This window comes from Nocardia blacklockiae (assembly GCF_015477355.1).
Taxonomy (GTDB): Bacteria; Actinomycetota; Actinomycetes; order Mycobacteriales; family Mycobacteriaceae; genus Nocardia; species Nocardia blacklockiae.
This window is the reverse complement of the sequence record NZ_JADLRJ010000011.1, coordinates 54,527-78,404: the sequence shown is the minus strand read 5'-3', so window position 1 is coordinate 78,404 and position 23,878 is coordinate 54,527. Positions and strand designations below refer to the sequence as shown.

30 protein-coding genes and 1 tRNA gene are annotated in these 23,878 nt (G+C 66.9%); 16 read left to right on the top strand and 15 right to left on the bottom strand.

Annotation, left to right across the window (positions count from 1 at the left end; all coding sequences use genetic code 11):
• Positions 1-151: 151 nt before the first annotated feature.
• The 7 genes from IU476_RS27720 (at position 152) to IU476_RS27690 (ending at position 4,874) form a co-directional block, all read left to right on the top strand.
• Positions 152-532 carry a hypothetical protein gene (locus tag IU476_RS27720; RefSeq protein WP_195104990.1) on the top strand — a complete coding sequence of 127 codons (381 nt, stop codon included), beginning with the start codon at positions 152-154 and terminating at the stop codon, positions 530-532.
• The gene (gene atpB, locus IU476_RS27715; RefSeq protein WP_195104989.1) at positions 529-1,314 is read left to right on the top strand and encodes a F0F1 ATP synthase subunit A; all 786 of its coding nucleotides are present in this window, start codon (positions 529-531) and stop codon (positions 1,312-1,314) included. The genes IU476_RS27720 and atpB overlap by 4 nt, the downstream gene beginning before the upstream one ends.
• A gap of 55 nt (positions 1,315-1,369) precedes the next feature.
• The gene (locus IU476_RS27710) at positions 1,370-1,627 is read left to right on the top strand and encodes a F0F1 ATP synthase subunit C (RefSeq protein ID WP_040753430.1); all 258 of its coding nucleotides are present in this window, start codon (positions 1,370-1,372) and stop codon (positions 1,625-1,627) included.
• Between the two features lie 6 nt (positions 1,628-1,633).
• Positions 1,634-2,143, top strand: coding sequence for a F0F1 ATP synthase subunit B (locus tag IU476_RS27705; protein ID WP_195104988.1), 510 nt, complete (start codon positions 1,634-1,636; stop codon positions 2,141-2,143).
• Entirely contained in the window at positions 2,140-2,715 is a 576-nt protein-coding gene (locus tag IU476_RS27700) for a F0F1 ATP synthase subunit B family protein (RefSeq protein ID WP_195104986.1), read from the top strand. Before IU476_RS27705 ends, IU476_RS27700 begins: the two co-directional genes overlap by 4 nt.
• A 165-nt stretch (positions 2,716-2,880) precedes the next feature.
• Positions 2,881-3,291 carry a group I truncated hemoglobin gene (locus IU476_RS27695; RefSeq protein ID WP_195104984.1) on the top strand — a complete coding sequence of 137 codons (411 nt, stop codon included), beginning with the start codon at positions 2,881-2,883 and terminating at the stop codon, positions 3,289-3,291.
• Positions 3,292-3,473: 182 nt separating this feature from the next.
• Positions 3,474-4,874, top strand: a complete 1,401-nt coding sequence (locus IU476_RS27690; protein WP_195104982.1) for an outer membrane protein assembly factor BamB family protein — start codon at positions 3,474-3,476, stop codon at positions 4,872-4,874.
• A 117-nt stretch (positions 4,875-4,991) separates the two neighbouring features.
• Here the strand turns inward: IU476_RS27690 and IU476_RS27685 are convergent, their stop codons facing one another.
• From IU476_RS27685 to IU476_RS27675, 3 genes are all read right to left on the bottom strand, one after another.
• Entirely contained in the window at positions 4,992-5,294 is a 303-nt protein-coding gene (locus IU476_RS27685) for a hypothetical protein (RefSeq protein WP_195104980.1), read from the bottom strand.
• A 98-nt stretch (positions 5,295-5,392) separates the two neighbouring features.
• Complete coding sequence (locus IU476_RS27680; protein WP_324194360.1) at positions 5,393-5,779, bottom strand: hypothetical protein; 387 nt, start codon at positions 5,777-5,779, stop codon at positions 5,393-5,395.
• 15 nt (positions 5,780-5,794) lie between these two features.
• Positions 5,795-7,183: an NsdA family TPR-like regulatory protein gene (locus IU476_RS27675; RefSeq protein ID WP_500048436.1), complete on the bottom strand. Its 1,389-nt coding sequence runs from the start codon at positions 7,181-7,183 to the stop codon at positions 5,795-5,797.
• Positions 7,184-7,499: 316 nt separating this feature from the next.
• Between IU476_RS27675 and IU476_RS27670 the strand changes: the two genes are divergently transcribed.
• Both IU476_RS27670 and IU476_RS27665 read left to right on the top strand, forming a co-directional pair.
• Positions 7,500-7,715: a hypothetical protein gene (locus IU476_RS27670; protein WP_195104973.1), complete on the top strand. Its 216-nt coding sequence runs from the start codon at positions 7,500-7,502 to the stop codon at positions 7,713-7,715.
• A 9-nt stretch (positions 7,716-7,724) separates the two neighbouring features.
• Complete coding sequence (locus IU476_RS27665; protein ID WP_195104971.1) at positions 7,725-8,021, top strand: DUF6968 family protein; 297 nt, start codon at positions 7,725-7,727, stop codon at positions 8,019-8,021.
• A 71-nt stretch (positions 8,022-8,092) separates the two neighbouring features.
• Here the strand turns inward: IU476_RS27665 and IU476_RS27660 are convergent, their stop codons facing one another.
• Positions 8,093-9,454, bottom strand: coding sequence for an NsdA family TPR-like regulatory protein (locus IU476_RS27660; RefSeq protein ID WP_195104969.1), 1,362 nt, complete (start codon positions 9,452-9,454; stop codon positions 8,093-8,095).
• A 513-nt stretch (positions 9,455-9,967) separates the two neighbouring features.
• Here IU476_RS27660 and IU476_RS27655 point away from each other — a divergent pair.
• Complete coding sequence (locus IU476_RS27655) at positions 9,968-10,195, top strand: hypothetical protein (RefSeq protein ID WP_195104966.1); 228 nt, start codon at positions 9,968-9,970, stop codon at positions 10,193-10,195.
• Positions 10,196-10,596: 401 nt separating this feature from the next.
• Entirely contained in the window at positions 10,597-11,034 is a 438-nt protein-coding gene (locus IU476_RS27650; RefSeq protein ID WP_195104964.1) for a DUF6879 family protein, read from the top strand.
• Between the two features lie 101 nt (positions 11,035-11,135).
• On the opposite strand, the gene IU476_RS27645 is transcribed toward IU476_RS27650, so the two are convergent.
• Both IU476_RS27645 and IU476_RS27640 read right to left on the bottom strand, forming a co-directional pair.
• Positions 11,136-11,651, bottom strand: a complete 516-nt coding sequence (locus IU476_RS27645; RefSeq protein WP_195104962.1) for a DUF6879 family protein — start codon at positions 11,649-11,651, stop codon at positions 11,136-11,138.
• Positions 11,652-11,759: 108 nt separating this feature from the next.
• Positions 11,760-11,833, bottom strand: a tRNA-Ile gene (locus IU476_RS27640).
• Between the two features lie 104 nt (positions 11,834-11,937).
• Between IU476_RS27640 and IU476_RS27635 the strand changes: the two genes are divergently transcribed.
• Entirely contained in the window at positions 11,938-12,369 is a 432-nt protein-coding gene (locus tag IU476_RS27635) for a nitroreductase/quinone reductase family protein (RefSeq protein WP_195104959.1), read from the top strand.
• 214 nt (positions 12,370-12,583) lie between these two features.
• Here IU476_RS27635 and IU476_RS27630 read toward each other — a convergent pair whose 3' ends face one another.
• Positions 12,584-13,573: a zinc-binding dehydrogenase gene (locus IU476_RS27630; protein WP_195104957.1), complete on the bottom strand. Its 990-nt coding sequence runs from the start codon at positions 13,571-13,573 to the stop codon at positions 12,584-12,586.
• 264 nt (positions 13,574-13,837) lie between these two features.
• On the opposite strand from IU476_RS27630, the gene IU476_RS27625 reads away from it, so the two are divergent.
• Both IU476_RS27625 and IU476_RS27620 read left to right on the top strand, forming a co-directional pair.
• Positions 13,838-14,860 carry a TerC/Alx family metal homeostasis membrane protein gene (locus tag IU476_RS27625; protein WP_195104955.1) on the top strand — a complete coding sequence of 341 codons (1,023 nt, stop codon included), beginning with the start codon at positions 13,838-13,840 and terminating at the stop codon, positions 14,858-14,860.
• Between the two features lie 85 nt (positions 14,861-14,945).
• The gene (locus tag IU476_RS27620) at positions 14,946-15,443 is read left to right on the top strand and encodes a UCP032817 domain-containing protein (RefSeq protein WP_324194359.1); all 498 of its coding nucleotides are present in this window, start codon (positions 14,946-14,948) and stop codon (positions 15,441-15,443) included.
• A gap of 573 nt (positions 15,444-16,016) precedes the next feature.
• Here IU476_RS27620 and IU476_RS27615 read toward each other — a convergent pair.
• The 7 genes from IU476_RS27615 to IU476_RS27585 all read right to left on the bottom strand — a co-directional run bounded on the left by IU476_RS27615 (position 16,017) and on the right by IU476_RS27585 (position 21,243).
• A complete protein-coding gene (locus IU476_RS27615) occupies positions 16,017-16,157 on the bottom strand; it encodes a hypothetical protein (protein WP_195104947.1) in 141 nt (46 codons plus the stop codon).
• The gene (locus IU476_RS27610) at positions 16,154-16,378 is read right to left on the bottom strand and encodes a hypothetical protein (RefSeq protein WP_195104945.1); all 225 of its coding nucleotides are present in this window, start codon (positions 16,376-16,378) and stop codon (positions 16,154-16,156) included. The genes IU476_RS27615 and IU476_RS27610 overlap by 4 nt, the downstream gene beginning before the upstream one ends.
• Before the next feature lie 58 nt (positions 16,379-16,436).
• Positions 16,437-18,200 carry an SDR family oxidoreductase gene (locus tag IU476_RS27605; protein WP_195104942.1) on the bottom strand — a complete coding sequence of 588 codons (1,764 nt, stop codon included), beginning with the start codon at positions 18,198-18,200 and terminating at the stop codon, positions 16,437-16,439.
• A gap of 39 nt (positions 18,201-18,239) precedes the next feature.
• The gene (locus IU476_RS27600) at positions 18,240-19,349 is read right to left on the bottom strand and encodes a PDR/VanB family oxidoreductase (protein ID WP_195104940.1); all 1,110 of its coding nucleotides are present in this window, start codon (positions 19,347-19,349) and stop codon (positions 18,240-18,242) included.
• Complete coding sequence (locus IU476_RS27595; RefSeq protein ID WP_195104938.1) at positions 19,346-20,251, bottom strand: metal-dependent hydrolase; 906 nt, start codon at positions 20,249-20,251, stop codon at positions 19,346-19,348. Before IU476_RS27595 ends, IU476_RS27600 begins: the two co-directional genes overlap by 4 nt.
• 131 nt (positions 20,252-20,382) lie before the next feature.
• Positions 20,383-20,826: a hypothetical protein gene (locus tag IU476_RS27590; RefSeq protein ID WP_195104935.1), complete on the bottom strand. Its 444-nt coding sequence runs from the start codon at positions 20,824-20,826 to the stop codon at positions 20,383-20,385.
• Positions 20,827-20,913: 87 nt separating this feature from the next.
• On the bottom strand, positions 20,914-21,243 hold the full coding sequence (locus IU476_RS27585) for a winged helix-turn-helix transcriptional regulator (RefSeq protein WP_195104933.1): 330 nt from the start codon (positions 21,241-21,243) through the stop codon (positions 20,914-20,916).
• A 52-nt stretch (positions 21,244-21,295) separates the two neighbouring features.
• Between IU476_RS27585 and IU476_RS27580 the strand changes: the two genes are divergently transcribed.
• Entirely contained in the window at positions 21,296-22,033 is a 738-nt protein-coding gene (locus IU476_RS27580) for an SDR family oxidoreductase (protein WP_438944077.1), read from the top strand.
• A gap of 1 nt (position 22,034) precedes the next feature.
• Here the strand turns inward: IU476_RS27580 and IU476_RS27575 are convergent, their stop codons facing one another.
• Entirely contained in the window at positions 22,035-22,805 is a 771-nt protein-coding gene (locus IU476_RS27575; protein ID WP_324194358.1) for an enoyl-CoA hydratase-related protein, read from the bottom strand.
• Between the two features lie 82 nt (positions 22,806-22,887).
• On the opposite strand from IU476_RS27575, the gene IU476_RS27570 reads away from it, so the two are divergent.
• Positions 22,888-23,877 (top strand): LLM class flavin-dependent oxidoreductase, encoded by a 990-nt coding sequence (locus tag IU476_RS27570; RefSeq protein ID WP_228824432.1) that lies wholly within the window; start codon positions 22,888-22,890, stop codon positions 23,875-23,877.
• Position 23,878 lies beyond the last annotated feature (1 nt).

The following is a 23,878-nucleotide window of genomic DNA, read 5'->3' as shown; positions in this document are numbered from 1 at the left end:
AAATTGATAGCGGATAGGTGGCTGCGAAACAATTCAAGATCAACTAAAGAAAGATCAAAAAGCTTGCTACGCAACGATGTTTCGTCTGTGTATGCTGAGGATCGTTCGAGTTCCCATCACGGAATGGGACGACGCGAGGGCGGTGTCGTAGGTGAATGTCAACAGGATCCGGATACGCCGTGCGGCCATCATCGCGATAGCTGTCGGCGTGCTGACCCTGATGGCGGCGGGCGCATTCGATCGTTTGTTGCTGGGTGTATTCACGTGTGTGGGCCTGGGTCTCGGCTGGGCGAACACCCGGCTGACCTGGACATCGGTCACCCGGATAACCCGTTCGGAATCGCCGAACAAACAGGCGCTGACGGCCTCCACCGCCGGGCGACTGTGCGGTATTACGCTGCTTTCTCTCCTGGTCGCTTTCCTGGCGCGTCCCGATGGAATCGGAATCTTCTTCGGACTGGCCGTATTTCAGGTCGTCCTCATTCTTTTCACCCTCGTGCCCGAAGTGAAAGGGCTCCGCCAGCAGTCATGACAACTCCCGCGGTACTGCTCGCCTCGACATCCCCGGCGTTCCTCGCCGAAGGCGAGTCGGAGCAGAAGATCAAGGTCGGCCACCACGCGGTGGCGCATTTTCTGGGCATGGAATTCAACGTCGACACCATCGTGTCGACGTGCGTGGCCGCCATCATCGTCATCGCGCTGGCGATCGCCCTGCGCATCAAACTGACCTCGGGCGTGCCCAACGGCGTGCAACTGTTCTTCGAATCCGTGACCGTCGGCATGCGCAATCAGGTGGAGAACGCGATCGGCGTGAAGATCGCCCCGTTCGTGCTGCCGCTCGCGGTCACCCTGTTCACGTTCATTCTGCTGTCGAACTGGTTGTCGGTGCTGCCGGTGCAATACGGCGACGGCGAGCTGATCGCGCCCCCGGCCTCGGACGTCAATTTCGTCTACGCGCTGGCGCTGTTCGTCTTCGTGTTCTACCAGGGCGCGGGCATCGCCCGCCGCGGCCCGGGCACGCACTTCAAGCAGTTGCTGAAGGGCCACACCGGCTGGGGCCCCATGGTTTTCATCAACGTCATCGAGGAGATCGCGAAACCGGTCTCGCTGTCGCTGCGGCTGTTCGGGAACATGTTCGCCGGCGGCGTGATGGTCTCGGTGATCACGCTGTTCCCCTTCTGGATCAGCTGGGGCCCGAACGCGATCTGGAAGATGTTCGACATGTTCGTCGGCTTCATCCAGGCGTTCATCTTCTCGCTGCTGACGATTCTCTACTTCAGCCAATCCATGGCGCTGGAGCACGAAGACCACTGAGCGGAATCCCGATCGGCGCCGCCGGTCGACCAACGTACGAGAACAGGAAGTAAAAATGGCAGATCCAGCAACCGCGACCATCATCCAGGGCGCTCTCATCGGCGGCGGCCTCATCATGGCGGGTGGTGCCATCGGTGCCGGCATCGGTGACGGTCTCGCCGGCTCCGCGCTGATCAACGGGGTCACCCGGCAGCCGGAGGCCGAGGGGCGGCTGCGCAACAACTTCTTCCTGACCGTCGGTCTGGTCGAGGCGGCGTACTTCATCAACCTGGCCTTCATGGCACTGTTCGTCTTCGCGACTCCCGGTAAGTAACACAGCATGTCCCCGAGTACAGATGTGGTCGCCGAGGGGAACTTCCTCGTTCCCAACGGGACCTTCCTCGCCGAATTGGTGATCTTCCTGATCGTGCTCGGTGTCATCTGGTTCTTCGTCGTTCCGCCGATCCGGAAGGTATTGGCGGAACGCGAGGACCGGGTTGCCGAGACCGCGGTCAACAGCAAAGCGGCCAAAGAGACGTTCGCCGAGGCCGACGCCCGCTATCAGACCGCGCTGGAGAAGGCGCGCGCCGAAGCCGCCGACATTCGCAACGAGGCCCGCGCCGAGGGCCGGGCCATTCTCGAGCAGATGCGCGGCGACGCTCAGCGTGAGGCGGACGAGATCGTCGCCGAAGCCGCGGCGCAGTTGCGCGCCCAGGCGGATCAGGTGGCGGCGGAGCTGCGCCAGGACGTCGAGCCGATGGCTCAGGCGCTGGCCCACCGCGTGGTCACCGGCGACGATCGGCACGCCGGAACGGGTTCCGGCCATCAAACAGGACGGGCGTCGTCATGAATCAACCCACCGGGATCCTCGCCGAGGGCATCTACGACATCACCATCGACTGGCCCGTTTTTCTCAGCCAGCTCTTCGGTTTCGCGGTGATCGTCTTCGTCTTCGCGAAATGGATCGTCCCGCCGGTCAAATCCTTGATGGAACGCTCGCAGGAGACCGTTCGCAAACAGCTGGAGGAAAGCGAGCAGGCCGCGGCGAAACTGGCCGAGGCCAAGGCCGCCTACGACAGCGCGCTGGCGCAGGCCCAGGCCGAACTCGAGGTGCTGCGCGCCGAGGCGCGCGCCGACTCGGAACTCATCATCGCGCAGATGCGCGAGGCGGCCGCCGCCGAGGTGGAGCGGGTGCGCAAGCAGGGCCGCGCGCAGATCCTGCAACTGCGCCGCCAGATGATCCGCGACCTCGAGACCGACCTGGCCGCCGCCATGCTGGAGCTGACCGAGGAGAAGGTCCGCGATCAGGTCAGCACCCCGCAGGCGAAGTCCGAGAGCATCGAACGGTTCCTGGAAGACCTGGAGGCCCTGGCCAATTCGGGCTCCGGCGTCCGCCGCCAGGTGCAGCCCCGCTGGAACTGACCGCCGCGCCGCCGAGACGTCCCGCTCGGCGGCACCGCCTGTTTCGAGTCCTCACAGCCGCGATTCGCCGCTGTGAGTGTGACGCAACGCACAGGGTACAAACCCGAAAACGTTCCGCGACCGTCGAATAACAGCGCCGAAACCGATCGCTGATGTCCTGGAACCATGAGCATCACGTCATGGTTCAAGTCCAAGTCCGAACCGGCCGCCGAACCCGCCACGATCTACGCGCAGATCGGCGGTCACGAGGCCCTCGAAGCGGTCGTCGAGGATTTCTATGTGCGCGTCCTCGCCGACGCCGAACTCGCCCCGTTCTTCACCGGCACCAACATGTCCCGGCTGAAGGGGCGTCAGGTCGAATTCTTCGCCGCCGCGCTCGGCGGGCCCGACCCATACACGGGTGCCCCGATGAAGCAGGTGCACCAGGGCCGCGGCATCACCATGCACCACTTCGGTCTGGTCGCCGGGCATCTCACCGATTCGCTGAAAGCCGCCGGCGTGCCGGACGATCTGGTCGAGCAGATCATCGGCGCGGTCGCGCCGCTGGCCGACGACATCACTTCCGGCGCACAGTAGTTCGCGGGTGGGTCCGGCCCGCCTCGCCTGATCGCTCATGACGGCCGGTGTCCGGTGCCCGGCCGTCACCGCTCCCGCACCGCCAGCGCTGGGCAGGCCTGATGCTCATCGCCGAAACGGGTTGATACCTTGCGTATTCGCGCGGTCCGTACTCGGGCCGGGTCGGTGCACGAAGGAGCTTCATGGACGCGGCGGCACGTTGGCTCTCCGGTCGGGGCGGGCGCAAGTTGTGGATCGCACTGCTGGTCGTCGTGGTGGTGGCGGGGGTCGCCGCGGTCGTGTGGGAGAACCGAGCACCCGAACAGTCGGCCGACATGCCTCCTGCCGCAGGGAAATTCTTCGTCTCGCCCCGGCTCGATGCCGCGCCCGCGCCACGGTGGACGGTGCGCGCCGCCGACCTCTCGGATCAGCCCGGAGCGGTCCTGCTGGCCGCGCCGCAGACCCTGGGCCGCTATTACGGCTACGGGTCGCCGATGGACGCCGGAACGATGATCGTCGCGGCCACGGCGGTGCCCGACGGAACGGGCAGCAACGGCGGCGTGGCCGCCGGGCCGGTGCGGCTGCACGGCATCGACCCCGACACCGGCGTGGTGCGCTGGAACACCGATGTCGGCGAACTCAACGGCTGCCGCGAACGGGTCTTCGACGGACAGCTCGCCTGCCGCGGCCCGCACCGGGTGCTGATCGTCGACGCCACCACGGGCGCAGTTCTCCTCGACCGTTCGACGGATTTCGAGGTCACCGACGTGACGGTGCGCGAAGGCGTCGTCTCGGTCGCCGGCCGGACCGAGGACCGGATGACCGCCGTCGTCACCCGCGGCACCGTCGTCGATATCGCCGCGGCCTGGCAGCGGACGTACCCCACACCCGTCCCCGGCGACCCGGTCACTCCCCGCATCGACGCGCCGGACTACTTCCGCGACGGCCACGACCGCAACGTCCGCGTCTTCGACCTCCACACCGGCGACCCGTTGTTCACCGGCCCGGTCGCCCACGTCTTCGACGGCGGCATCCTCGCCACGCAGGCGTTCGAAAAGGGTTGGAGCGCAGGGAAAGTCGCCCTCCTCGACCGCACCGGCCACCCCCTCGCCGACGTCACCAACCCCAGCTTCCTCCTCGAGTGGTACCCCACCGCCACCACCACCCCACCCCCGATCCTCACCGGCGAAACCGCCTACGACCGCACCACCGCCCAACCCCTCTGGACCAACCCGCAACTCGGCATCGACGAACCCACCGGCCGCCAAACCGCGGTCCTCGGAGTCGTGGGCAACACGGTGGTCGTCCGCTCCCTCGACGGCTCTCAGCTCACCGGGCTGGACCTCATCGACGGCCACCAAATCTGGCGTCGCCCTTCACCTTTCCCGGCTCCCGCCCGCTACGACGGCATCACCGACGGCACCCACCTGATCCTCACCGACGGCACCACCGCCCACGCCTTCACCGCCACCGACGGCACGGTCGCCTGGTCCTTCCCGCTCCCGCCCAGCGGCGACGCCCGACTCCGCTCAGGAGTAAAGGCGATGGGCGGCCGCATGGTCACGACAACCGCCCGCGACTTCACGGGTTACGCTGCCGGATAAGTGTTTTCGCCCGCCGCCAGCCGCCGGTGACACCCGCCGACAGCCGCCGGTGACACTGGCACCGCCGCTCGAAGCCGTCGACGCCACCGCGCCACCCTTCAGTCGACGCCACCCGGCTCACTCTTCATCCGGATACTCCCAATTGATCGTCGCCACCGCGCCCGGCGCAACAGCACGCACCCGCCCCTGAAAGTCATCCTCGAACCGCGGCCGCCACGCATAGAACCGGGCGATACCCACCGGATAATCCGTCTCCCCGGAAACCCAGTACACCCCCTCCTCCACACTCCACCCCAACCCCACCTCATCCTCCAGATCCTCCCCCTTCACCAACTCCGCCAACGCTTCCGTCACCCCCTTGGCCTCCTCCTCCCCACTAAGCCCCCGAACCTCAAACCAAAACTTCACATTGACACCCATCCCCCGACCCTAGCCAGCAGGACGGGTGTTCATCGAGTACAGACAACGCCCGCTGTCGGGGACACACGTGGAGTAAGTCGCTTCGGTGCCATCCTATTTCACACGCGGTCGTCCCCAGCCAGCTCCCTCTCCACCGCCTCGAAAATCCCAATATCCGTCTTCTGCTGCCACTCCGGCAGCTTCTCCCACGGCGCCACATACCCCGGCTTCGGATCAGGGATACGGGCATAGATCTGCCCAACCCAACAGATGGCCACAAACTGCCCCTTGACCTCAGGACTCAGCTTGCTAGCCGCACCGTTGGTAACCCGAATGAACTCCGCCACCTGCTCATACACCACCGCCGCACTCGCTCGCTCCCAATCCGGCGTCTCCTCCCACGGCGTGATGTAACCGTCCTTCGGCGTGCCCGGGTAATGAGCGGTCACACCCGCAATCCACGCTTCCCGAAAGACCTTGCCGCCATGGTCGATATCGCCGGTCACTGTGCTCCTCATCCGTTAGGTGGGTGACGCCGCGAGCGTCGAAATCTGTTGTGTCAGATGGGTGATATGCCGGTCCCCGTCCAGCGCGGTCAAGTGCTGACGCAACTGGCCGAGCCGTCGGCTGAGATACCCGGATTTTGTGCGGCGGGCAATATCTACGGCGGTTCCGCCGTACCACACAGCCTGGACCGGATCATTCTGAAGTGCTCCTGCCGCGGCCAAGTCGACCAGCACGCTGGCGCGCCTGCGCGTGGACAGCGGCCGGTCGAGCAGCGGTGTCAGAATCTGCTCGGCCGGTTCCGGCCGGGCCAATCGCACCAGGCAGCTGGCGTGCTCTTCATCGATGCGTGCTCCGTTGAAGCGCAGCCAACCGACAGACGCCGTCGCGGAAATATTGTCCACACCGCGGGCGGCATCGAAAGCACGCTCGCACTCGGTGGCGTTGTCGAGGCCGGCCAAGACCTGCGCCCGCACGCTCTCCACCCAGTAACGAGTGGGCAGAGTGCTGTCGCCACGACGTGCAATCCGGGCCGCCTGTTCCGCTAAAGGCAAGGCATCGCGGTAGCGGGTATCGAAGATGCCGAGATAGGCGTGCCGTGTGAGTGCACAAGCCCAGAGATCATAGGCACGCGCTTCAGCCGCGAAGGTGCCCGAAAGTGCGTAGCAATGAGCCGCTTCGGTCAAGTGGTTGGCGTCCAGCAGGATCTCGCCGGACAGTTGCAAGACGTCGGCAATGAGTTCCTGTTGGCGGCGACGCAGTTCAGAACTACGAGCGTCGCGAAGGCCCTCGATGAGCGCGCTCAACTGCTCACGGGCCGCTCCGAACACCACAGCTTTGGTCTCCGCCGCACCGTAGTCCTGCCACAACAGCCGATTCACCGTCTCCTGCTGCGCAAACGAGGCGGCATCGATCCGGCCCGTCATCGAGGCGAAGCGCAGCCGTTCCCAGTCGATCGTGACCGGCGCGGCCAAAGTCGTTGTAGCAATGCTGAGCAGCCGCAACAACTCTCGCCGATTCATGTCCGCTATCTCCGTGGGGTACGCACCGCCGGGCGTGGCGGGAGGGTTGCCACCCACAGTAGTAGAAGCCGCTCCGCCGGCTTGGGCACTCGTCACGCCCAGAACGTCATCTCCCGACGTTTCACCGCTGGTCAAGCCAATAGATGACGTCGAGCCGCAGCGGGAAGATATATGGTGCCGCTGCCTCCAGACGTCCTCTCCTTCGCTGAGGATCTGCTCGAACCGCGCCCGATCCGCCGAGGTAGCTCGCTGCTCGAGTGTGGTATCCAGGATGGCCTGCGTCGCTGAGCGCGGCCTTACACTGCCGAGCCCCGACCGCCAGTTCGTCACAGTTGTGGTTTCGAGCCCCAAGAGCGTTGCGAAATCACGCACCGACCGCCGCATAGCTTCTTGCAATGCGGCCGCCTCGAAACCGGTCCACTCCCACCCTCTGACCATAGCCTCACCAACGGTACGCGCTGACCTGGGCAAATCCATACGAAACCCACACACCAGGCCACCACTGTGCCCTCGCTAGGGAATCCGGCCGCGCGCCACGCTGAAAGGCACCGTTCACTTCATATCAAGGGGGAATCCCGTGCCTCGCAGACTGTTTCGCGTATTCATCACGGTTGTGGCAGTTTTCGGTTCGATACTGATCTGCGCTAACGACGGGTCGGCGGACACCACGTCACCCGGCCGCTGCCCAGTCGCGGCTCCGGTGCACTTCGGCGTACCCGACAACGTGAAGGAGTACTGCGACCGCCAGTACTACGACGAACTGGTTCCCGGCTGCCAGTCTCGGTTCAGCACCTCGGACAAGCGACGGCAATGCTACGAACTGGCCAACCAGTGGTACGCGGATTGCCTCAACGGCAAGCACTATCCGTTCCGGTGGGCACACGCGCGCCTCCCGGAAGCCGAAACGGCCGAATAGGATCGGGGCATGCCGACCACGTGGGAGCTGGGTGAGCCGATCGCTGTCCGCACGCTGCAACGAGGCGAGGAGCCGGTGACGGTGGAAGTAGGCCGCCCACGCCCGTATATGGAGAGCGAAGATTTCTTCTGCCCATTCCGCATCACTGGATCCGGACTGCTGGAGGAGGGCTACACGATCGGCGTCGACTCCATGCAGGCGCTCAACCTGACGTTGACCCGTATCGGGGATGTACTGGCCGCCAGCGGAGAGCCGTACACCTATCTCGGCAGCACCGATCTCGGATTTCCGCAGAGTTCAACGTAGTTCGCTCCGGGAGGTCTAGGGTCCGCCAGCCGGTCCAGAGCTGGCGGACCTTCTTGCCATAGGAAGTGCAGCTACGTCAGCGGCTGGTCCCGCAAGTACCCGTCCAACTCCACTACCGGCGCCGAACCCTGCCACGGCCCCATCGATGCACGGACAGTTTGGATACGTTCGGCCAGCTGCACACTCCGGTTCTGCCGCGCCCACCCGGCCGCGTCCATCAGGGCTCCGACAGCCTGCTCGGGTTCATCGGAATGGACATAGGTCGTAGCCAGGTAGAGCTTCGAGAAAGCGTTGTCGCGCACCAACTTCGGATCGTGCAGCATGAGCGACTGTTCCGCCCGGGACACGGCCCGTTCCGGCTGTCCGAGATTCAAGAAGCACTGGCTTTCGGTGTGCGGCAGAAAACCATCGTCGTAGAAGTAAGCGAGCGACGTATCCTGTGGTGCCGCTTCGGATTTGGCGTGTTGGTACGACGAGTGAGTCTGTTCCAACGTACCGAGGCACTTCGCTTCATCGCCGGATTTGGCATATGCCCGCGCCAGTTGGTCATAGGCAAAGGTGCGGACCAGCGGCTCAGCCTGCTGTGTGGTGGCCACCGCAGCGGAGGCGTAGTCCGTCGCCAGATCCACTCGATCCTGCGCCTTGGCCACGTGGCTCATCCGAGCCAGTGTGAATCCGATCAGAGCCGGAGCGCCGGCCTGCTCGGCCGCGGCACGAGCCACCTCGAAATAGCGCCAGGAGTTGGCGAACTGCCGACCATCGAGTGACAGCCACCCCGCCAGACCTGCGAACTTGCTGTACACCGCCAAAAGCTGCGGCTGAAGTCGGGCAGGACAATCCGCCAACATGGCGTGTAGCAGGCGAAGTTGGGCTTGTGCCACGGTCAGTACAGCCTGAGCGCCCTGGACATCGTCCTGATGGCGGCAGTAGTCGCAAATTCGATCGAAATGCGCCACAAGGGCAGCGTCGACCCGCGGCGGTTCATCGACGGTGGCAACAAGCCGCTCATGGGCCTCGCTCAGACCGGTCGCACCGAGCGCAAGACCCGCCATCGAGCCGGTGAGCATTTGCAAGAACGTCTTACGCTCCACAGCATCTTCCCCTTCCGCACCCGGAGGACTACCTCCCACGGTAGACGCCGTGGGCTCTCTTTTTGCCAGCGAACGTTCATGCCTTGTCCGCCAAGCGAATTCCCCTTCGGCCACGATCTGCTCGAAACGCGCCAGATCCTCTGCGGTAACCCTCTGCTCCAGCGTGGTGTCGAGCATGGCTTGGGTGACGGACCGGGGAAGTACGGAGCCGAGCCCACTACGCCAATTGATGACGGTAGAGGGGTCGATGCCTAGCAGGGCAGCAAACTCTCGCACGGATCGGCGCATCGCTTCCTGCAGCGCCACCGCTTCGAACCCGGTCCATTCCCGCCCTCTGACCATACCCTCACCTAAGTTCAGCCATTCTGACCTGGGCAAATACGTTCAGTAGCCCCACAGTACCCCACCGCTGGCCTATCGCCGCCGAAACAGCTTGGGAGGCAAGGTGAAACGGGCATCCGATACCAAGCCGAGGCCGTGGCCTCTCGGGTCACACCCTTTCCGATCAATCGGACGGGGCCGCGAACCGCTTGGCACCGGGTGACTCCGACAGCCCTATGGACCGCTCTGGAGGTATCAGCACGATGCCCTACAACACGCTTGCGATTCACCATCTCGTCGCCATGTCCGAGCAGCGAACCCACTCCGCACCACAGACGCCGTTCAGCGTCGACCGCGCCCACACCGTCATGCAATTCCATGTTGCGTGTCGAGCAAAATCCTGCCCGCGTAAGGCCGCTGCACTCCAGGTCCTGGCCGAGGTCGGCCGCTTGGTGCCATCCACAATCCACCCGCGGTGAGCGAGGTGAACACACAGTCGGCGCGGCCGTCGGAACGAGTCCTGCTGCCGGAGACGTGACCGATGACGCGGCTCGTCACACGCTGGCAAGGCCTCGGCGCGTCCAACACATCCGCATCGAATCGGGCGAACTCTTGCTCGATTACCAAGCCAGCGCGGAGCAAGCTCAGGATGTCGCCGCCCAACTGGCGGGCGCTTTCGCCCACATGAATCTTCGCGTGACGGTGGACGACAAAGTGCGGCCCGAACTTCCACCCCTGCCATGCGCGAGATTGTGGGAATGAGGGCACCCACCTCCCGCCTCGCTGAACCTATTACTTCCCAACGATTTCCACGTCTTACAACCGACGGCAGCCATCGTCCTGCCCCGAACAGAACCATGCCGTTTCCAGACAGGAGACTAGAACTTTTGAGTACAAACACTTTCGTAAGGGCAGACAGCCCACTCGCCGAGCACCTGTGCCAGGTAGAACTCCTCGAACTGACCGAAGCACGAGCCTACGAGCTGCGCGTCGCCCACCAAAACCACCACCCAGACGAGTGCCGCGTCCACCTGGCAGTGGCAGTGTTCCTCCTGGACCAGTGCTAGCACCGCAGCCCAAGAGCCACCCCACCGTTCGTTCGATGAGTTGTGCCGGTCACCGTGGCAACGTACCTTCCACCTCGAACTCCAGGACACTACGCAGTGTCGAGTGAGTGCGAGCCGCTCCGCCAGTTCCTCGACGGGGAACCCGAAGATACAACCTGGCAGCAGAACTGGCTGGACCTGGTGCAGGAAATAACGGCGGCAGGCAAGTTGCTGCAGCGGGTACGGGTGGTAACTGAACCGCATACCGATTACACGCGGTGGGCACTGTCGGTGTCACCACGCAACATTGCGGCCGGTGAGGAAATCGGCTGGTTGCCAAGGTATTCGATGCCGACATCCTATCTGGCCAGTGACGACTGCTGGCTGTTCGATGACCACCTCTGCGCCTTCAGCGTGTTTACTCGTAACGGCGAGGGCGCCGGATTCTCGGTGACCACAGACCCGGTTATCGCCACTCACCTGCGGACGGTCCGGGATCGAGCGTGGCCGGCCGCCGTCGCCCATGCCGAATATGTCTCGTCCTTGCTGCGGTGACCGCCCTCCAGGCACTTTCGGCTAGTTGGTATTCACGCAGGCACGCGACTCTGAGCCCACGACGCCGAGCCCGAAGTCGCGCCGCGCCTCACGTATTGCGGTCACTCGGTGTACTCGTGGTGCGGTATTCCCCTCCGCCACAGCTGCTCCCGGCGCTCCGCATAGTGAGCGGCAATCGCAGGATCGTCGACGGCCATCCAGCCCGGCAGCGCCGACCCGTCTCGCTCGAACGCGGTGAACGCGACGAACTCATCATCGAACAGCCACCAGTCGTCATCCGGCAGACCGGGCGGCGCGTCGTGCCGTGGCAACCAACGAATATCTTCGCCCGCTCGAATATTTGCGGCTGTCGTACCGACAGAAAATCGGGTGTATTGACCATGTGGCTCGGTGATGACCCGCACGCGCTGCACGGCGTGCCCTCGCCCGGTGACCTCGCGTACGAGGGCCTGCCAGCGTGCGCTCGCCGACGGATCCTGCGGCTCACCATTCATAAACCGCCGAACCCGATCAGCTTCGCCGACTACCCCGCTGTAGTCGTCACGGACTTCCAGATGGAACGCCCGTCGATGCGAACGAAATACGCTGGCAAGGTCATCGAACGAAAGGTGCTGCATGCCGCCTCCGTTCCGATCGAGACCTTATGGCTGAATCGTGATCGGGTCGCCGAAATCGTCGCCGAACGGAGCAACTATTCAGTGTTTCTGTTGGTGAGGCGGGTTGGGTGGGACGGGTGGGGCTCGAACCCACGACCAACGGATTATGAGTCCGCGGCTCTAACCGACTGAGCTACCGTCCCCCGCCGCAGGGTGGCTGCGGGCGTCAAGATGGTACCGGGTTGGGGGTGGGTGGGCCTAGTCGGATCGCCGGTTAGGGTGGGGGGAGGCGACGAGGGAGGTTGGCGTGGCGGATCTGTTCGTGAAGGTGTTGCGGGGGCATCAGTGGGTGTATGAGAAGTCCGGGGGGCTGGTGGGGCATCGGCTGTTGTTCGGGAATCCGACCTTGTTGTTGCGGACGGTGGGGCGGAAGACCGGGAAGCAGCGGACCAATGCGCTGACCTATGCCGAGGATGGGACGGACTTTGTGGTGACCGCGTCCAATGGTGGGTCGCCGCGGGCGCCGGGGTGGCTGGCGAATCTGAAGGACAAGCCGGAGTGTGAGATTCAGGTGGGGCGGCGGAGGATTCCGGTGACCGCGCGGGCGACCTACCCGGACGACCCGGACTATGCGCGGCGGTGGAAGCTGGCCGACAAGGTGAACAAGGGCCGGTATACGCAGTACCAGACCATGACAAAGCGCCCGATCGCGCTCGTTGTGCTGAGCCCGCGCACCTGATTCCACTCGCGCTTGTCGTCCCGAGCCCGCCCACCTGCCTTGCACGCCCGCCGGAATCGGCGTCCTGATACAAGGCTCGCGAACCAACGAGTTCGGGGCAGCACACGGCAGTCGCCGCACAGGCCCAGTCAGCCCATATCCTGCGCACTTCTCTGCCGACACCGAGCACTCAGGGTGCCTGCGATCAACTTATAACCGCAGGCACCCCCACCCCTCACACCGTCAGAATCGTCCGCCCCACCGCCTGCCGCGCCTCGATCGCCGCGTGCGCGTCAGCCGCCAGCTCCAGCGGGAACGTCTGCCCCACAACAACTTCCAACTCCCCCTTCGCAGCCAGCGCGTAGGCGCGGGGACGCAGCGCGTCCCAGTCGGTGCCACCGGCGGTGATGTCCATCAGACTCAGCACGGTGATGCCTTGTGCGGCAGCGTGTTCGGTGTCGAGCTCCGCGAATCCGCCAGCGGCATTGCCGTATCCGAGAAAGCGGCCGCCGGGGACGATGGTTCCGAGCGCGGATTGACCGATCTGCCCGCCCGCGCCGTCGAAGACCGCGGCCACGCCGCCGGTCAGCTCGCGCACCCGGTCCGTCCAGCCGGGCTCCTCGTAGTCGATCACCTCGGTCGCGCCGAGTCGCCGAGCCAGGTCGAGCTTGCGGTCGCCGTGCGCGGCGGCGATCACCCGCGCCCCGGACGAGCGCGCGAGCTGGGTGAGCAGGGTGCCGAGACCGCCACCGGCGGCGGTGATCAGCACCCACTCGTCGGCGCGCAGGGCCGCCCGCGAGGACACCGCGATCGCCGTCATGCCGTCGTGGACGAGAGCCGCGGCGGGCACGAAATCCAGCTCGTCCGGAATTTCGGCCAGCGTGGCAGCCTTGGCCAGCGCCTGTTCGGCGTACCCGCCGATGGGCAGTCCGCCGCCGATGCCGCTGGCGGCCGTGGCGCTCGCCACGCGTTTGCCGACCCAGGCGGCGTCCACGTCCGGACCCACGGCGGACACCACGCCCGCGATCGCGCCGCCCGGCACATACGGCGGCCGCACGGCGAAGAACTCGGTGCCCCAGCCGGCGCGCAGCCGCGCGTCGAGGAACATCACATCCGCCGCGGCGACATCGACCACCACTTCGCCCGTGCCTGGGACCGGATTCGGCGCCTCGGCCACCGCCAGCACCTCCGGCCCGCCGAACGCCTTCGCCTCGATCACTCGCATGCTCGACCACTTCCCTTCGTCGCAACGTTGTCCGCCCAGCCTGTTACCTGAAGCAAGGTTCAGGTCAAGAGCCGGTGTGCCGGATCTTCGCCACACGGCCCGTCGGTTGGTCATCGCGCCTCGACTCCGCTACCCTGGCTGTCGAGGGGAGTACTTCCCAAGTGCCATGCCGGTCAGTACGGATTCCGCCGTCGGGATCCCCGGGTGGCCGCCCGAGTGAGGGTGAAGGAGACCTCGGGTAATTTTTCATGCCCGAGGAGACCTATGAGCCCGACCGATTCCGTCCTCGCAGCCGGTGGTTTGCAGACCATCGGCACGCCGTGGCTGTGGGCCGCGACCATCGCCGGTGTGCTGGCCCTGCTGGTGCTCGATTTCATAGTCACCCGCAAGCCGCACGAGGTGTCGATGCGAGAAGCGGTCGGCTGGTCGGTGTTCTACATCGCGCTGCCGGTGATCTTCGGCCTCGTGCTCTGGGCCGGTTACAACGGCACCGTCTCCACCGAGTTCTTCACCGGCTACCTGCTGGAGAAATCGCTGTCGGTCGACAACCTGTTCGTCTTCATGCTGTTGCTGGCGGCCTTCGCCGTGCCGGCCGCGCTGGCGCAACGGGTGCTGCTGTTCGGCATCGTGGGCGCGCTGGTGCTGCGCGGCATCTTCATCGCGCTGGGCGCGGCCGCGCTGGCCTCGCTGGACTGGGCCTTCCTGCTGTTCGGCGCGATCCTGCTGGTGACGGCCGCCAAACTCCTGATCGACGCGGCAGGCGGGCACGAGCAAGAGGTCGACATCTCCCGCATGCGGTCGGTGCGGTTGATGCGCAAGCTCATGCCCGTCACCGACGACTACCGCGGCACCCGGATGACGGTGCGCGAAGCGGGCAGACGCGCCCTCACTCCCCTGGCGCTCGTGGTCACCGCCGTGATGGCGACCGACCTGGTGTTCGCGGTCGACTCGGTGCCCGCGGTGTACGGCGTGACCGGTGACCCGTATCTGGTGTTCGCCACCAACGCCTTCGCGCTGCTGGGCCTGCGCGCGCTGTACTTCGTATTGCAGGCGGCGCTGTCGCGGCTGGTGCACCTGGCCTACGGCCTGGCGATCATCCTGGCGTTCATCGGCGTGAAGCTGGTGCTGCACTGGGCACACGGCGTGTGGGACTGGCTGCCCGAGATCCCCACGGCCGCCTCGCTGGGCGTGATCGTGGTGGTGCTCGCGGTGGTGACGCTCACCAGCCTGCGCGCGACACGCGGATCCCGAGAAGTGGATTCGCAGACGACGTCCGCCTCCTCCTAGCCGTGCCTTGCCACGACGCGCCCGGACCGCTCGGCCGAGGCGTCACCGGGTTGCCCGCCGGGCGCGAGTGGCCATACTGGATCCCGTGCTGCTACAACGGTTCCGCCGCGTCGACCTGAGCCGGACCCAACGGGCCGTGGACAACTTGACCCTGCCGGAGGCGGTGTTCAAGACCTGCCCGTGGCAGCCGCGCGAACTGGTGGAAACCGGTCTGCGCCAATGGTTGCGCTGCTGCGGGGCGGCCATGCGCGACGACCAGGTGATCGGCATGCCGTCCCACGCGGTCGACGAGGCGTGGCACGGGCTGATCCTGTGCACCGCCCGCTACGCCCGCTTCTGCGACGAGGCGTACGGGCGCTTCCTGCACCACTTCCCCGAAGGCGACGGATTCGGCGGCGGCACCGGCGATTCCATGGACACCCAGCTCGGCCGCACGGTGGTGGCGTGGTCCATGGTCGCGCGGCCCGGCGAAAAGTGCGTGCTGTGGGACCTGGATAAGACGGTGGGCGTCGATCGTCCGTGGGGCGTACCGCACGAACGAGTCGAGGCCATCGAATCGGCCCTCCCCGCCACGGCCCGCTGAGCCGCCCACTACCCGGACACCGAGCGGAACCCCCTCAGCCGCTCCCCCAAGACCGCCGAGCGGGCGCTGATCCTCCGCTGCCCTTCGACCGCCGAGCACGCTCTGAGCCCGCCGCCCCATGACCACTGAGAACGCGCTAACCCCGCTGGGCCATGATCGCCGAGCACACGCGGATCCCCCGCCGCGCCACGATCGCCGAGCACGCGCTAATCCCCGCCGCCCCCACCACCGCCACCGCCGCCGCAGCCACCCCCGCCACCGCAACTGCTTCCCCCACCGCCGCAACTGCTTCCGCCACCGCAGCCACTGCCATGATGATGTCCGGACCCGCTGTCGCCGCCGGTACAACCACTCGAGTAGTACGAGCCCCCAGAGGAATCGCCGCTCGAGCCTCCGTACCCGGATCTGCCGTAGCCCCAGCGGTTTCGGCGGCGGGCGGCCTCGGCGGAGCGCACGGACAGGCTGATGATGATTGTGATCAGCGAGACCACCAGGACGAGAACTGCGAGTACCACCACGATTGCCATGCCCCGGACGGTATCGGCTCGGCCCAAAGGACGGCCAAAGATTCGGTTACGCGCTGTCGCTTTCACCGGAATCGCGACCGTCCCGGGCCCGATGCCGGCCGCGGCGCGGCCCGGCGACGGTGTGTTTGACGACGATCGCCGCCAGCCAGATCAGGTAGAGCACCGCGGCGACAAACATGATGTTCATGGCTGCACGCTATGAATGCTCGCCAACGAACGGCCAAAGATCCGGTTGTCCTCACCGGCACGGCAGATTTCGACGATGTCGTCGAGCGGGTCGAGGTCGCAGTCATCGTCGGAAACCGTGTCGTCGCCGGTGCGACCCCGGGCGTCGGCCACCGCCCTGGCGATGAGCGCGACGCACCCGCAGACCAGGACGACGGCGGCGACAAGGGTCACGGTATCCATGACCGGAAACCTAGGAACGGTTCCCTATGGCCCGCTTAAGGTTCGGTTGCAGGCGAACCTACGTCAGCTTGATCCGCGCGGCGACGAAGCGCGCCAGCCCCGGCGCGAAACGATTGAAACGGTACTGCAGGTGGGCTTCCGGGGTGACCGGAACGATCGGCCGATCGCGCTCGACCGCCTTCACGATCTGCGCGGCCACCTTCTCCGGACCGTAGCTGCGCATCCGGTAGAGATCGTCGTAGCGCGCCTGCTTGCGTGCCTCCTCCTCGGCGGACACTCCCGAAAAGCGGGTCGTGGCAACGATATTCGTGTGGACGATGCCGGGGCAGACGGTATGGACCGAGATCCCCTGGCCCGCCAGTTCGGCGCGCAGGCAGTCGGAGAACATGAACACCGCCGACTTGCTGGTCGAGTACGCGCTGAATCCGCGCTGCGGCGTGTAGGCGGCCATGCTGGACAGGTTCACGATGTGCCCGCCGAGCCCGCGCTCGGCCATGGCGGCGCCGAAGGTGCGGCAGCCGTTGATGACGCCGCCCAGGTTCACCCGCAGCACCCGGTCGAATTCGGCTGCGCTGGTGGTGAAGAAGTCGCCGGCCTGCCCGATGCCCGCGTTGTTGACCAGGATGTCGGGCACGCCGTGCGCGGCCAGCACCGCGGCGGCGTGCTCGGCGACGGCGGTCTCGTCGGAGACGTCCAGCTCGTAGGCGTGCGCGACACCGCCTGCGGCCGTGATGAGTTCGGCGGTCTCCTTCGCCGCGTCCAGATTGATGTCCGACAGCACGATTTCCGCGCCGCGGCGCGCGAATTCCAGTGCGGTCTCCCGCCCGATCCCGCTGCCCCCGCCGGTGATCACGAGCAGCTGGTCCTCGAACTGCCGGCGCTCGCGGCCCACCTCGGCACGCCGCAGCGCCCGGGTGGGCGTGCCGCCGGCGACCGAATCCACCAGTTCGGTAGTGGCCGTGGCCAGTAGCTCCGGATGCGAGAACGGCAGCCAGTGCCCGCCGCCGACCTCCCGCCGCCACAGCTTCGGCGCCCACTGCTGCGAGTCGGCGTAGCCCGCCGGCCGCACCGCGACATCGCGGCGCGCGATCACCAGCTGCACCGGCACCTCGGTGCGGCGTTCGCGCGGATTCAGCAGGCGCTGCACGATATTGGCGCGGTAGATCCGCATGCCGTCGAAGAAGTCGGAACGGAACGTCGGGCCCAGCTTCACGTTTCCCGGCTCGGTCTCGTTCATCAGCCCGACGAAACGCTGCCACACCTTCTCCGCCGACAGCGGGCGCAGCACCACGCGCGGCACGCCAGGCGTCATGAACAGGAAGGTGTACATGGACGAGAGCAGCTGCGTGAACGGCCCCCACACCGCGCCGCGAGAGAGCTTGGCCCGCATCCACTTTCCGAGATGATCGAGATTCGGCCCGGACACCGAGGTGAACGAGGCGATCCGCGCGACGGCCTGCGGCTCGCACACCGCCTCCCACATCTCGACCGAACCCCAGTCGTGTGCGAGCACGTGCACGGGTCGGTCGGGACTGACGGCGTCGGCGACGGCGAAAAAGTCGGCGGCGAACCGATCCAGCCGGTAGTCCTCGGTGCGGCTGGTGCGGGTGGACCGGCCGTGCCCGCGAGTGTCGTAGGCGACGACGTGAAACCGCTCGGCCAGCAACGGGATCACCCGATCCCAGAGATGGTGATCGTCGGGCCAGCCGTGCACCAGCACCACGGTCTCGGCGGCAGGCTCGCCGTATTCGTAGACGGCGAGGTCGAATTCGCCACTGCGCACGGTCCGCTCGACGTCGGGTACGGGGGTCTGGTCGGTCACGATGTTCTCCTTCGGCACTACGTCGTGCGGGGACGGATGTCAGAGGTCGAGCACCAAACGGTCACCGGCACAGCGGGATACGCAGATCAGCATGTCGCCGGCCGCGCGCTCGTCGGCCGTGAGCACGGTGTCGCGATGGTCGACCGCACCCGACAGCACGCGCACCGTGCAGGTGCGGCAGAAGCCCTGCCGACACGAGTACGCGGTGTCCGGCCGGGCGGCCAGAATCTCCTCCAGCGCGGTGCGGTCGGCCGGAACCGCCACCACCTCACCGGTTTTCGCCAGCTCCACCTCGAACGGAGTGCCGTCGACGACGGGCGGCGCGGAGAAACGCTCGGAATGCAGTTCCACGCCCGTCATGTCGCGCACGGCGGCGGCGACGGCGGCGGTCATCGGCACGGGACCGCAGCAGTACACCGAGGTGTCCGGACCCACGCGCGGGAGGAGGTCCGCGGCGGTGGGCAGACCGAACTCGTCGTCGGTGCGCACGGTCACGCGGTCACCGAAGCCCTCGATCTCGTCGAGGAACGGGATGGTGTCGCGGCTGCGCCCGGCGTAGACCATCGACCAGTCGACGCCGAGCCGGTGCGCCATCCGCACCATCGGCAGGATCGGGGTCACGCCGATGCCACCGGCCACGAAATGCACTCGGGCGGCGTCGGATCCGTAACCCGGCAGCACGAACGGGAAGGCATTGCGCGGACCGCGCACGGTGACCCGGGCGCCGACCGGCAAGGCGTCGTGCACCTCGAGCGATCCCCCGCCGCCGTCCGGTATGCGCCGCACCGCGATGCGGTAGGCGCGCCGGTCCGCCGGGTCACCGCACAGCGAGTACTGCCGCAGTCTTCCCGAGGGCAGCTCCAGATCGAGGTGCGCGCCGGGCCGCCAGGACGGCAGCTCACGGCCGTCGGGTGCCCGCAGCAACAGGCTGATCACGTCGGTGTCGTGGGCCTCGACCCGCCGCTGCGCCACGGTCAGCTCGATCCGCCGATCGTCCACGCGGCCCGCGGGAGTCTTGCGGTTGATCAGCGCGGTCCACCGGAAGCGCGTCTCGGCGACGGTGTGGAAGACCCGCAGCGCCCGATCCGCCCGCTTGCCGCCGAACAGATCCGCCGGCGGCCGGACCGGCACGGGACGCCGCACCGTCACGAGGCCAACGCCTGCGCCGCAGGGGATTTCGCCAGATACGCCACGGCCTGCGCGGTCGAGCCGACCCGCGCCGGGGTGTAGCCGGGCTGGAACACCGACAGCGCGCTCCACAGCAGCGAGGGCACGCCGGGCGAGGCGCCGCGCCACATCGATCCGAAGATCTTCAGCGTCAGCCGCGGGTAACGCAGGTTCGGCAGCGAAGGGTCCTGGTGCACAAGGTATTTCGTGCCGCGCAGCAGCAGCGAGATGAAGATCGGGAACACGATGAGCATCAGCGCGCAGCGTCGGACGTAGCCGATCTCGAAGTACTCCGCGACATCGTGGGCGACGAAGCGGTGCTCCACCTCCTCGGCCCCGTGCCAGCGGAACAGGTCCAGCACCTTGGGGTCGGCGCCGAACTGCTCGAGGTCGGCGTTGAGCACCCAGTCGCCGAGGAAGGCGAAGAAGTGCTCCAGCGTTGCGATGAACCCGAGGCGCTCGACCAATGTCTGGAACTCCGCGCGCGGCGAGCGGCCGGGGCGCGGGCCGAGGGTCTTGCGGAACAGGAACTCCATCTGCCGCACGTACGGCTCGACCTCGATGCCGTGCGCCGCGAAGACCTCGTCGAGCACCCCGTTGTGGGTCTCGGCGTGCATGGACTCCTGACCGATGAACCCGAGCATCTGCTCGCGCAGCTTCTCGTCCTTGACCAGCGGCAGCGCCTCGGAGAAGGTCTGGCAGAACATCCGCTCGCCCTCGGGGAGCAGCAGATTGAGCGCGTTGATGAGGTGCGAGCCGAAGGGCTCGGCGGGCATCCAGTGCAGCGGGGTGTCGCGCCAGTCGAACCACACGTTCCGGGCCTGCAGAGCCACTTCACCCGGATCGATCGTCTCGCGGCGCGCGCGATGGGGAAGTAACTTCATCGGTACTCCTGGTGTTCCGGTCCCGGTGGCCGACAGCTGTCGGCAACCGTTGCTTCATGAACGTAGCAACAGTTTACCTATATCCGCTACCGGGAGTAACACCTAGCGCTTAGGGGTTGCCTATCGGCCGGTCAGCGCGGCGTCATCGGACTTTCCAGGGTCTTGCCGTTCGCGCTGGTGGCGGTCGCCTTGGTGAAGACGTGGCCCGGCTCGACGAGGTCGGACAGCACGATGTGGACCGGCTCGGTGACGAAGTTCCCGGCCGCGCAGTTCGGGTCGCAGGTGTTGACGTGCTGGACACCGTCGCCCTCGGCGCGGTCGGGCCCCCAGGACTTCCACTGGATCTGCTCCACGCGCAGGCCCAGGTCGGCGCACGCCATGATGATGTTCGGCGGCCGGACGGCGGGCTTGTCGAACGCGCAGTCGATCACCTCGGGTTCCGCGTTCGCGGCGGAGGCGTGACCAGCGGTGGAGCCTTCGCCGCCGCAGCCCGTGACGGCCAGCGCCGCCGCCGTCGCCGCCATCACGGCCAGTCCGCGGCGAACCGCCGGGAAACCGATCGTCCGCACCGTCATCTCCGTCCCACGTTCACGTATCACTCACCCAGTCCGGATCATGGTCCATCCGGACCGGCTTCGCACGCGGCACGCGGAAATCGCGGGTCAGTCCGCGCCCTCCGCCGCGCCGCTCCACTGCCGCGACCAGGACCACAGCGGCCGCAGGGCGGTGCCGAGCGCCTGCCCGGACGCGGTCAATTCCCAGGCCTTGTCGGGCCTTTTCAGTGCGAGGCCGGCGCCCTGGAGATGCTGCAGGCGCACCGAAAGCATGCTCGACGAGCAGTTGCCCATGCGACGGCGCAATTCCAGGAAGCCGATCGGGCCCGGCTCCAATTCCCAGATCACGCGCAGCATCCAGCGCTGGCCGAGCAGTTCCATCGCCGCGTGCGGCGGGTCCTGCGGCCGTCCCGCGCCGGGCCGTCTTGCACTTCTCATTTCGAACTACCATAGTGGTTCTGAATTAGAAGCGGCCGAGTGGGAGTGCATGGTGGGTTCACAGCGAATCGTGGTGGTGACCGGGGCGTCTCGCGGCATCGGCGCGCAGACGGCGCGGATCATGGCGGCGCGCGGGGACCACGTGGTGATCAACTATCGCGAGAAGCGCAAGCGCGCACAGGAACTCGCGGACGAGATCGCGCGATCCGGCGGCAGCGCGTCGATCGCCGGTGCGGATCTGTCGGACGAGGCGGCGGCCGGTGCGCTGGTCGCGCAGGTCGTCGAGCGCTTCGGGCGGCTGGATGTGCTGGTGCTCAACGCTTCCGGGGGTCTCGAGCACGGCGCTCCCCCGGCCTACGCGATGGCGATCAACCGCGACGCCCAGGTGCGGCTGGCGCGACTGGCGTTGCCGCACCTGCCTTCTGGTGGCCGCATCGTGTTCGTCACCAGCCATCAGGCCCATTTCCACGGCCGCAAGCCGGTCCCGGAGGCGTATCTGCCGATCGCGGCGAGCAAGCGGGCGGGCGAGGACGCGCTGCGGGCGATGATTCCCGAATTCGCCTCGCGCGGTGTGGGTTTCACGGTCGTCTCGGGAGACATGATCGACGGCACGATCATCGTGCGGCTATTGCAGCGTCGCGATCCCGCAGCCGTCGCCGCCCGCACCGAGCACGGCGAGTTGCCGACGGTCGAGGAGTTCGCCGCAGCCGTCGCCGACGCCGCCGACGCTCCCGCCGTACCCGGTCACACCGTCTACGTCGGCGGGGCCGACTATCTGGCGCACCGCTGACTCAGTCCGGCCACACCGGCGGGCGCTTCTCCAGGAAAGCGGCCATACCCGCACGGGCGCCGGGCAATTGGGACGCAGCCGCCATGACCTCGACCGCGAGGGTGTAGGCGTCGGCCTCGGGGCGGTCCAGCTGGGCGTAGAGCGTGCGCTTGCCGAGGGCCTTGCTCGCGCGGCTGCCGCGGGTGGCGCGCGCGAGCAGATCGTCGACCGCGGCGTCGAGGTCGGCGTCGGGCACCGCGCGGTTGATCAGGCCCCACTCCGCGGCGGTGCGCGCATCGATCGGGTCGCCGGTCAGCGCTAGTTCCATGAGGCGTTTGCGCCCGACCGCGCGGGCCACCGGCACCGCGGGCGTGTGGCAGAACCAACCGCCCTTGCCGCCGGGCAGGGCGAATCCGGCCGACTCCGCCGCGACGGCCAGATCGCAGGAGGCCACCAGCTGACAGCCCGCGGCCGTCGCCAGCCCGTGCACGCGGGCGATCACCACCTGCGGCACCGCCTCGACAGTGGACATCACCTCGGTGCACAGCGTGAGCAACTCGCGCACGCCGAGCAGATCACGCGCGGCCACATCGGCGAAGTCGTGCCCTGCGGAGAACACCGGCCCGCTACCGGCCAGCACGATACCGGTCGCGTCACTGTCCCCCGCGCCCCGGAACGCGGCCAGCAGTTCGCCCAGATGCTCGGCGGACAGCGCGTTGCGGCGCTCCGGCCGATTCATGGTGATGCGAACGGTATCGCCGTCCCGGGTGACGAGTAGATGCTGGTAGTCCACGCCGTCCACGGTAATCGCCGCGGAACGCCGCGATACCTTGCGGGGAATTGTTCGCAATCCCTGTGCGGCGAATTCTGGGGGTATGAACGACATTCGATATGGATTGCTGCTTCCCGCTGGGCAGGCTCAGTTGGCGGCCGGGGGGTCGGCGCGGGGATTGTTGGATCTGGTGGTGATGGCGGAGGGGCTGGGGTTCGATTCGGCCTGGGTGGGGGATTCGCTGATGCGGGCTCGGGTGGAGCCGCTGACACTGCTGGCCGCGGCGGCCGCGGCCACCGAGCGCATCACGCTGGGGACCGCGGCGTTGATACCGGCCTATCGCCATCCCGTTCAGGCCGCGCTGACCTTGGCGTCGCTGGATCTGCTGTCGCGGGGGCGGCTGGTTCTGGGTGTGGGCGCGGGATTTCCGGGGCTGAGCGAGCCGGAGTTCGAGCTGTCCGGGGTGCGGTTCAAGACGCGGTTCTCGCATCTGGACGATACGGCGCGGCTGTGGCGGCAGCTGTGGTCGGGTGATTCGAGCCCGTTCCACGGCAAGGTTCTGCATTACGACTGGCTGCCCGAGGTGCCGCCCCCGCACCGGCCCGGTGGTCCGCCGCTGTGGCTGGCCGGTATCACCCCCGCCGCCCTCGCGCGCACGGGCAGGCTGTACGACGGGTGGCTGCCCTATCCGCCCGACCCCGGTGACTATGCCGCCGGTCTGGCGTCGATCGACGAGACTCGTGCGGCGGAAGGCCGTGCCGAGACCGATTTCACGCCAGGCCTTTTCGCCACCGTGCACATCGACGACGATGCCGAGCGCGGCCGGGCGGCGCTGGACGAGTACTGCCGGGCGACCTACCGCATGCCGTTGGAGACCGTCGGCGACATCCAGGTCATGATGACCGGCTCGGCCGAACAGGTGGCGGCACAGCTGGATCGCTACGTCCGGGCGGGCGCGCGGCATCTGCTGATCCGTATCGCGGCCGTGGACCCCGAAGTCTTCCGGAGCCAGCTCGAACGCGTCACCGAACTACTCCCCCGCTCCGGCGTTGCGACCGTGCGGGATTCGAGTAATCGACTACTCGCGAGATAGC

What these genes read in the sequence shown, in the direction of transcription:
- IU476_RS27690 (WP_195104982.1), top strand. Translation starts at nt 3,474, where the DNA reads ATGGACGCGGCGGCACGTTGGCTCTCCGGTCGGGGCGGGCGCAAGTTG.
- IU476_RS27590 (WP_195104935.1), bottom strand. Translation starts at nt 20,826, where the DNA reads ATGACGGTGCGGACGATCGGTTTCCCGGCGGTTCGCCGCGGACTGGCC.
- IU476_RS27595 (WP_195104938.1), bottom strand. Translation starts at nt 20,251, where the DNA reads ATGAAGTTACTTCCCCATCGCGCGCGCCGCGAGACGATCGATCCGGGT.
- IU476_RS27625 (WP_195104955.1), top strand. Translation starts at nt 13,838, where the DNA reads ATGAGCCCGACCGATTCCGTCCTCGCAGCCGGTGGTTTGCAGACCATC.
- IU476_RS27570 (WP_228824432.1), top strand. Translation starts at nt 22,888, where the DNA reads ATGAACGACATTCGATATGGATTGCTGCTTCCCGCTGGGCAGGCTCAG.
- IU476_RS27660 (WP_195104969.1), bottom strand. Translation starts at nt 9,454, where the DNA reads ATGGTCAGAGGGCGGGAATGGACCGGGTTCGAAGCGGTGGCGCTGCAG.
- IU476_RS27675 (WP_500048436.1), bottom strand. Translation starts at nt 7,183, where the DNA reads ATGCGGCGGTCGGTGCGTGATTTCGCAACGCTCTTGGGGCTCGAAACC.
- IU476_RS27585 (WP_195104933.1), bottom strand. Translation starts at nt 21,243, where the DNA reads ATGAGAAGTGCAAGACGGCCCGGCGCGGGACGGCCGCAGGACCCGCCG.
- IU476_RS27665 (WP_195104971.1), top strand. Translation starts at nt 7,725, where the DNA reads ATGCCGACCACGTGGGAGCTGGGTGAGCCGATCGCTGTCCGCACGCTG.
- IU476_RS27645 (WP_195104962.1), bottom strand. Translation starts at nt 11,651, where the DNA reads ATGCAGCACCTTTCGTTCGATGACCTTGCCAGCGTATTTCGTTCGCAT.
- IU476_RS27705 (WP_195104988.1), top strand. Translation starts at nt 1,634, where the DNA reads ATGTCCCCGAGTACAGATGTGGTCGCCGAGGGGAACTTCCTCGTTCCC.
- IU476_RS27710 (WP_040753430.1), top strand. Translation starts at nt 1,370, where the DNA reads ATGGCAGATCCAGCAACCGCGACCATCATCCAGGGCGCTCTCATCGGC.
- IU476_RS27695 (WP_195104984.1), top strand. Translation starts at nt 2,881, where the DNA reads ATGAGCATCACGTCATGGTTCAAGTCCAAGTCCGAACCGGCCGCCGAA.
- atpB (WP_195104989.1), top strand. Translation starts at nt 529, where the DNA reads ATGACAACTCCCGCGGTACTGCTCGCCTCGACATCCCCGGCGTTCCTC.
- IU476_RS27700 (WP_195104986.1), top strand. Translation starts at nt 2,140, where the DNA reads ATGAATCAACCCACCGGGATCCTCGCCGAGGGCATCTACGACATCACC.
- IU476_RS27685 (WP_195104980.1), bottom strand. Translation starts at nt 5,294, where the DNA reads ATGGGTGTCAATGTGAAGTTTTGGTTTGAGGTTCGGGGGCTTAGTGGG.
- IU476_RS27610 (WP_195104945.1), bottom strand. Translation starts at nt 16,378, where the DNA reads ATGGATACCGTGACCCTTGTCGCCGCCGTCGTCCTGGTCTGCGGGTGC.
- IU476_RS27615 (WP_195104947.1), bottom strand. Translation starts at nt 16,157, where the DNA reads ATGAACATCATGTTTGTCGCCGCGGTGCTCTACCTGATCTGGCTGGCG.
- IU476_RS27630 (WP_195104957.1), bottom strand. Translation starts at nt 13,573, where the DNA reads ATGCGAGTGATCGAGGCGAAGGCGTTCGGCGGGCCGGAGGTGCTGGCG.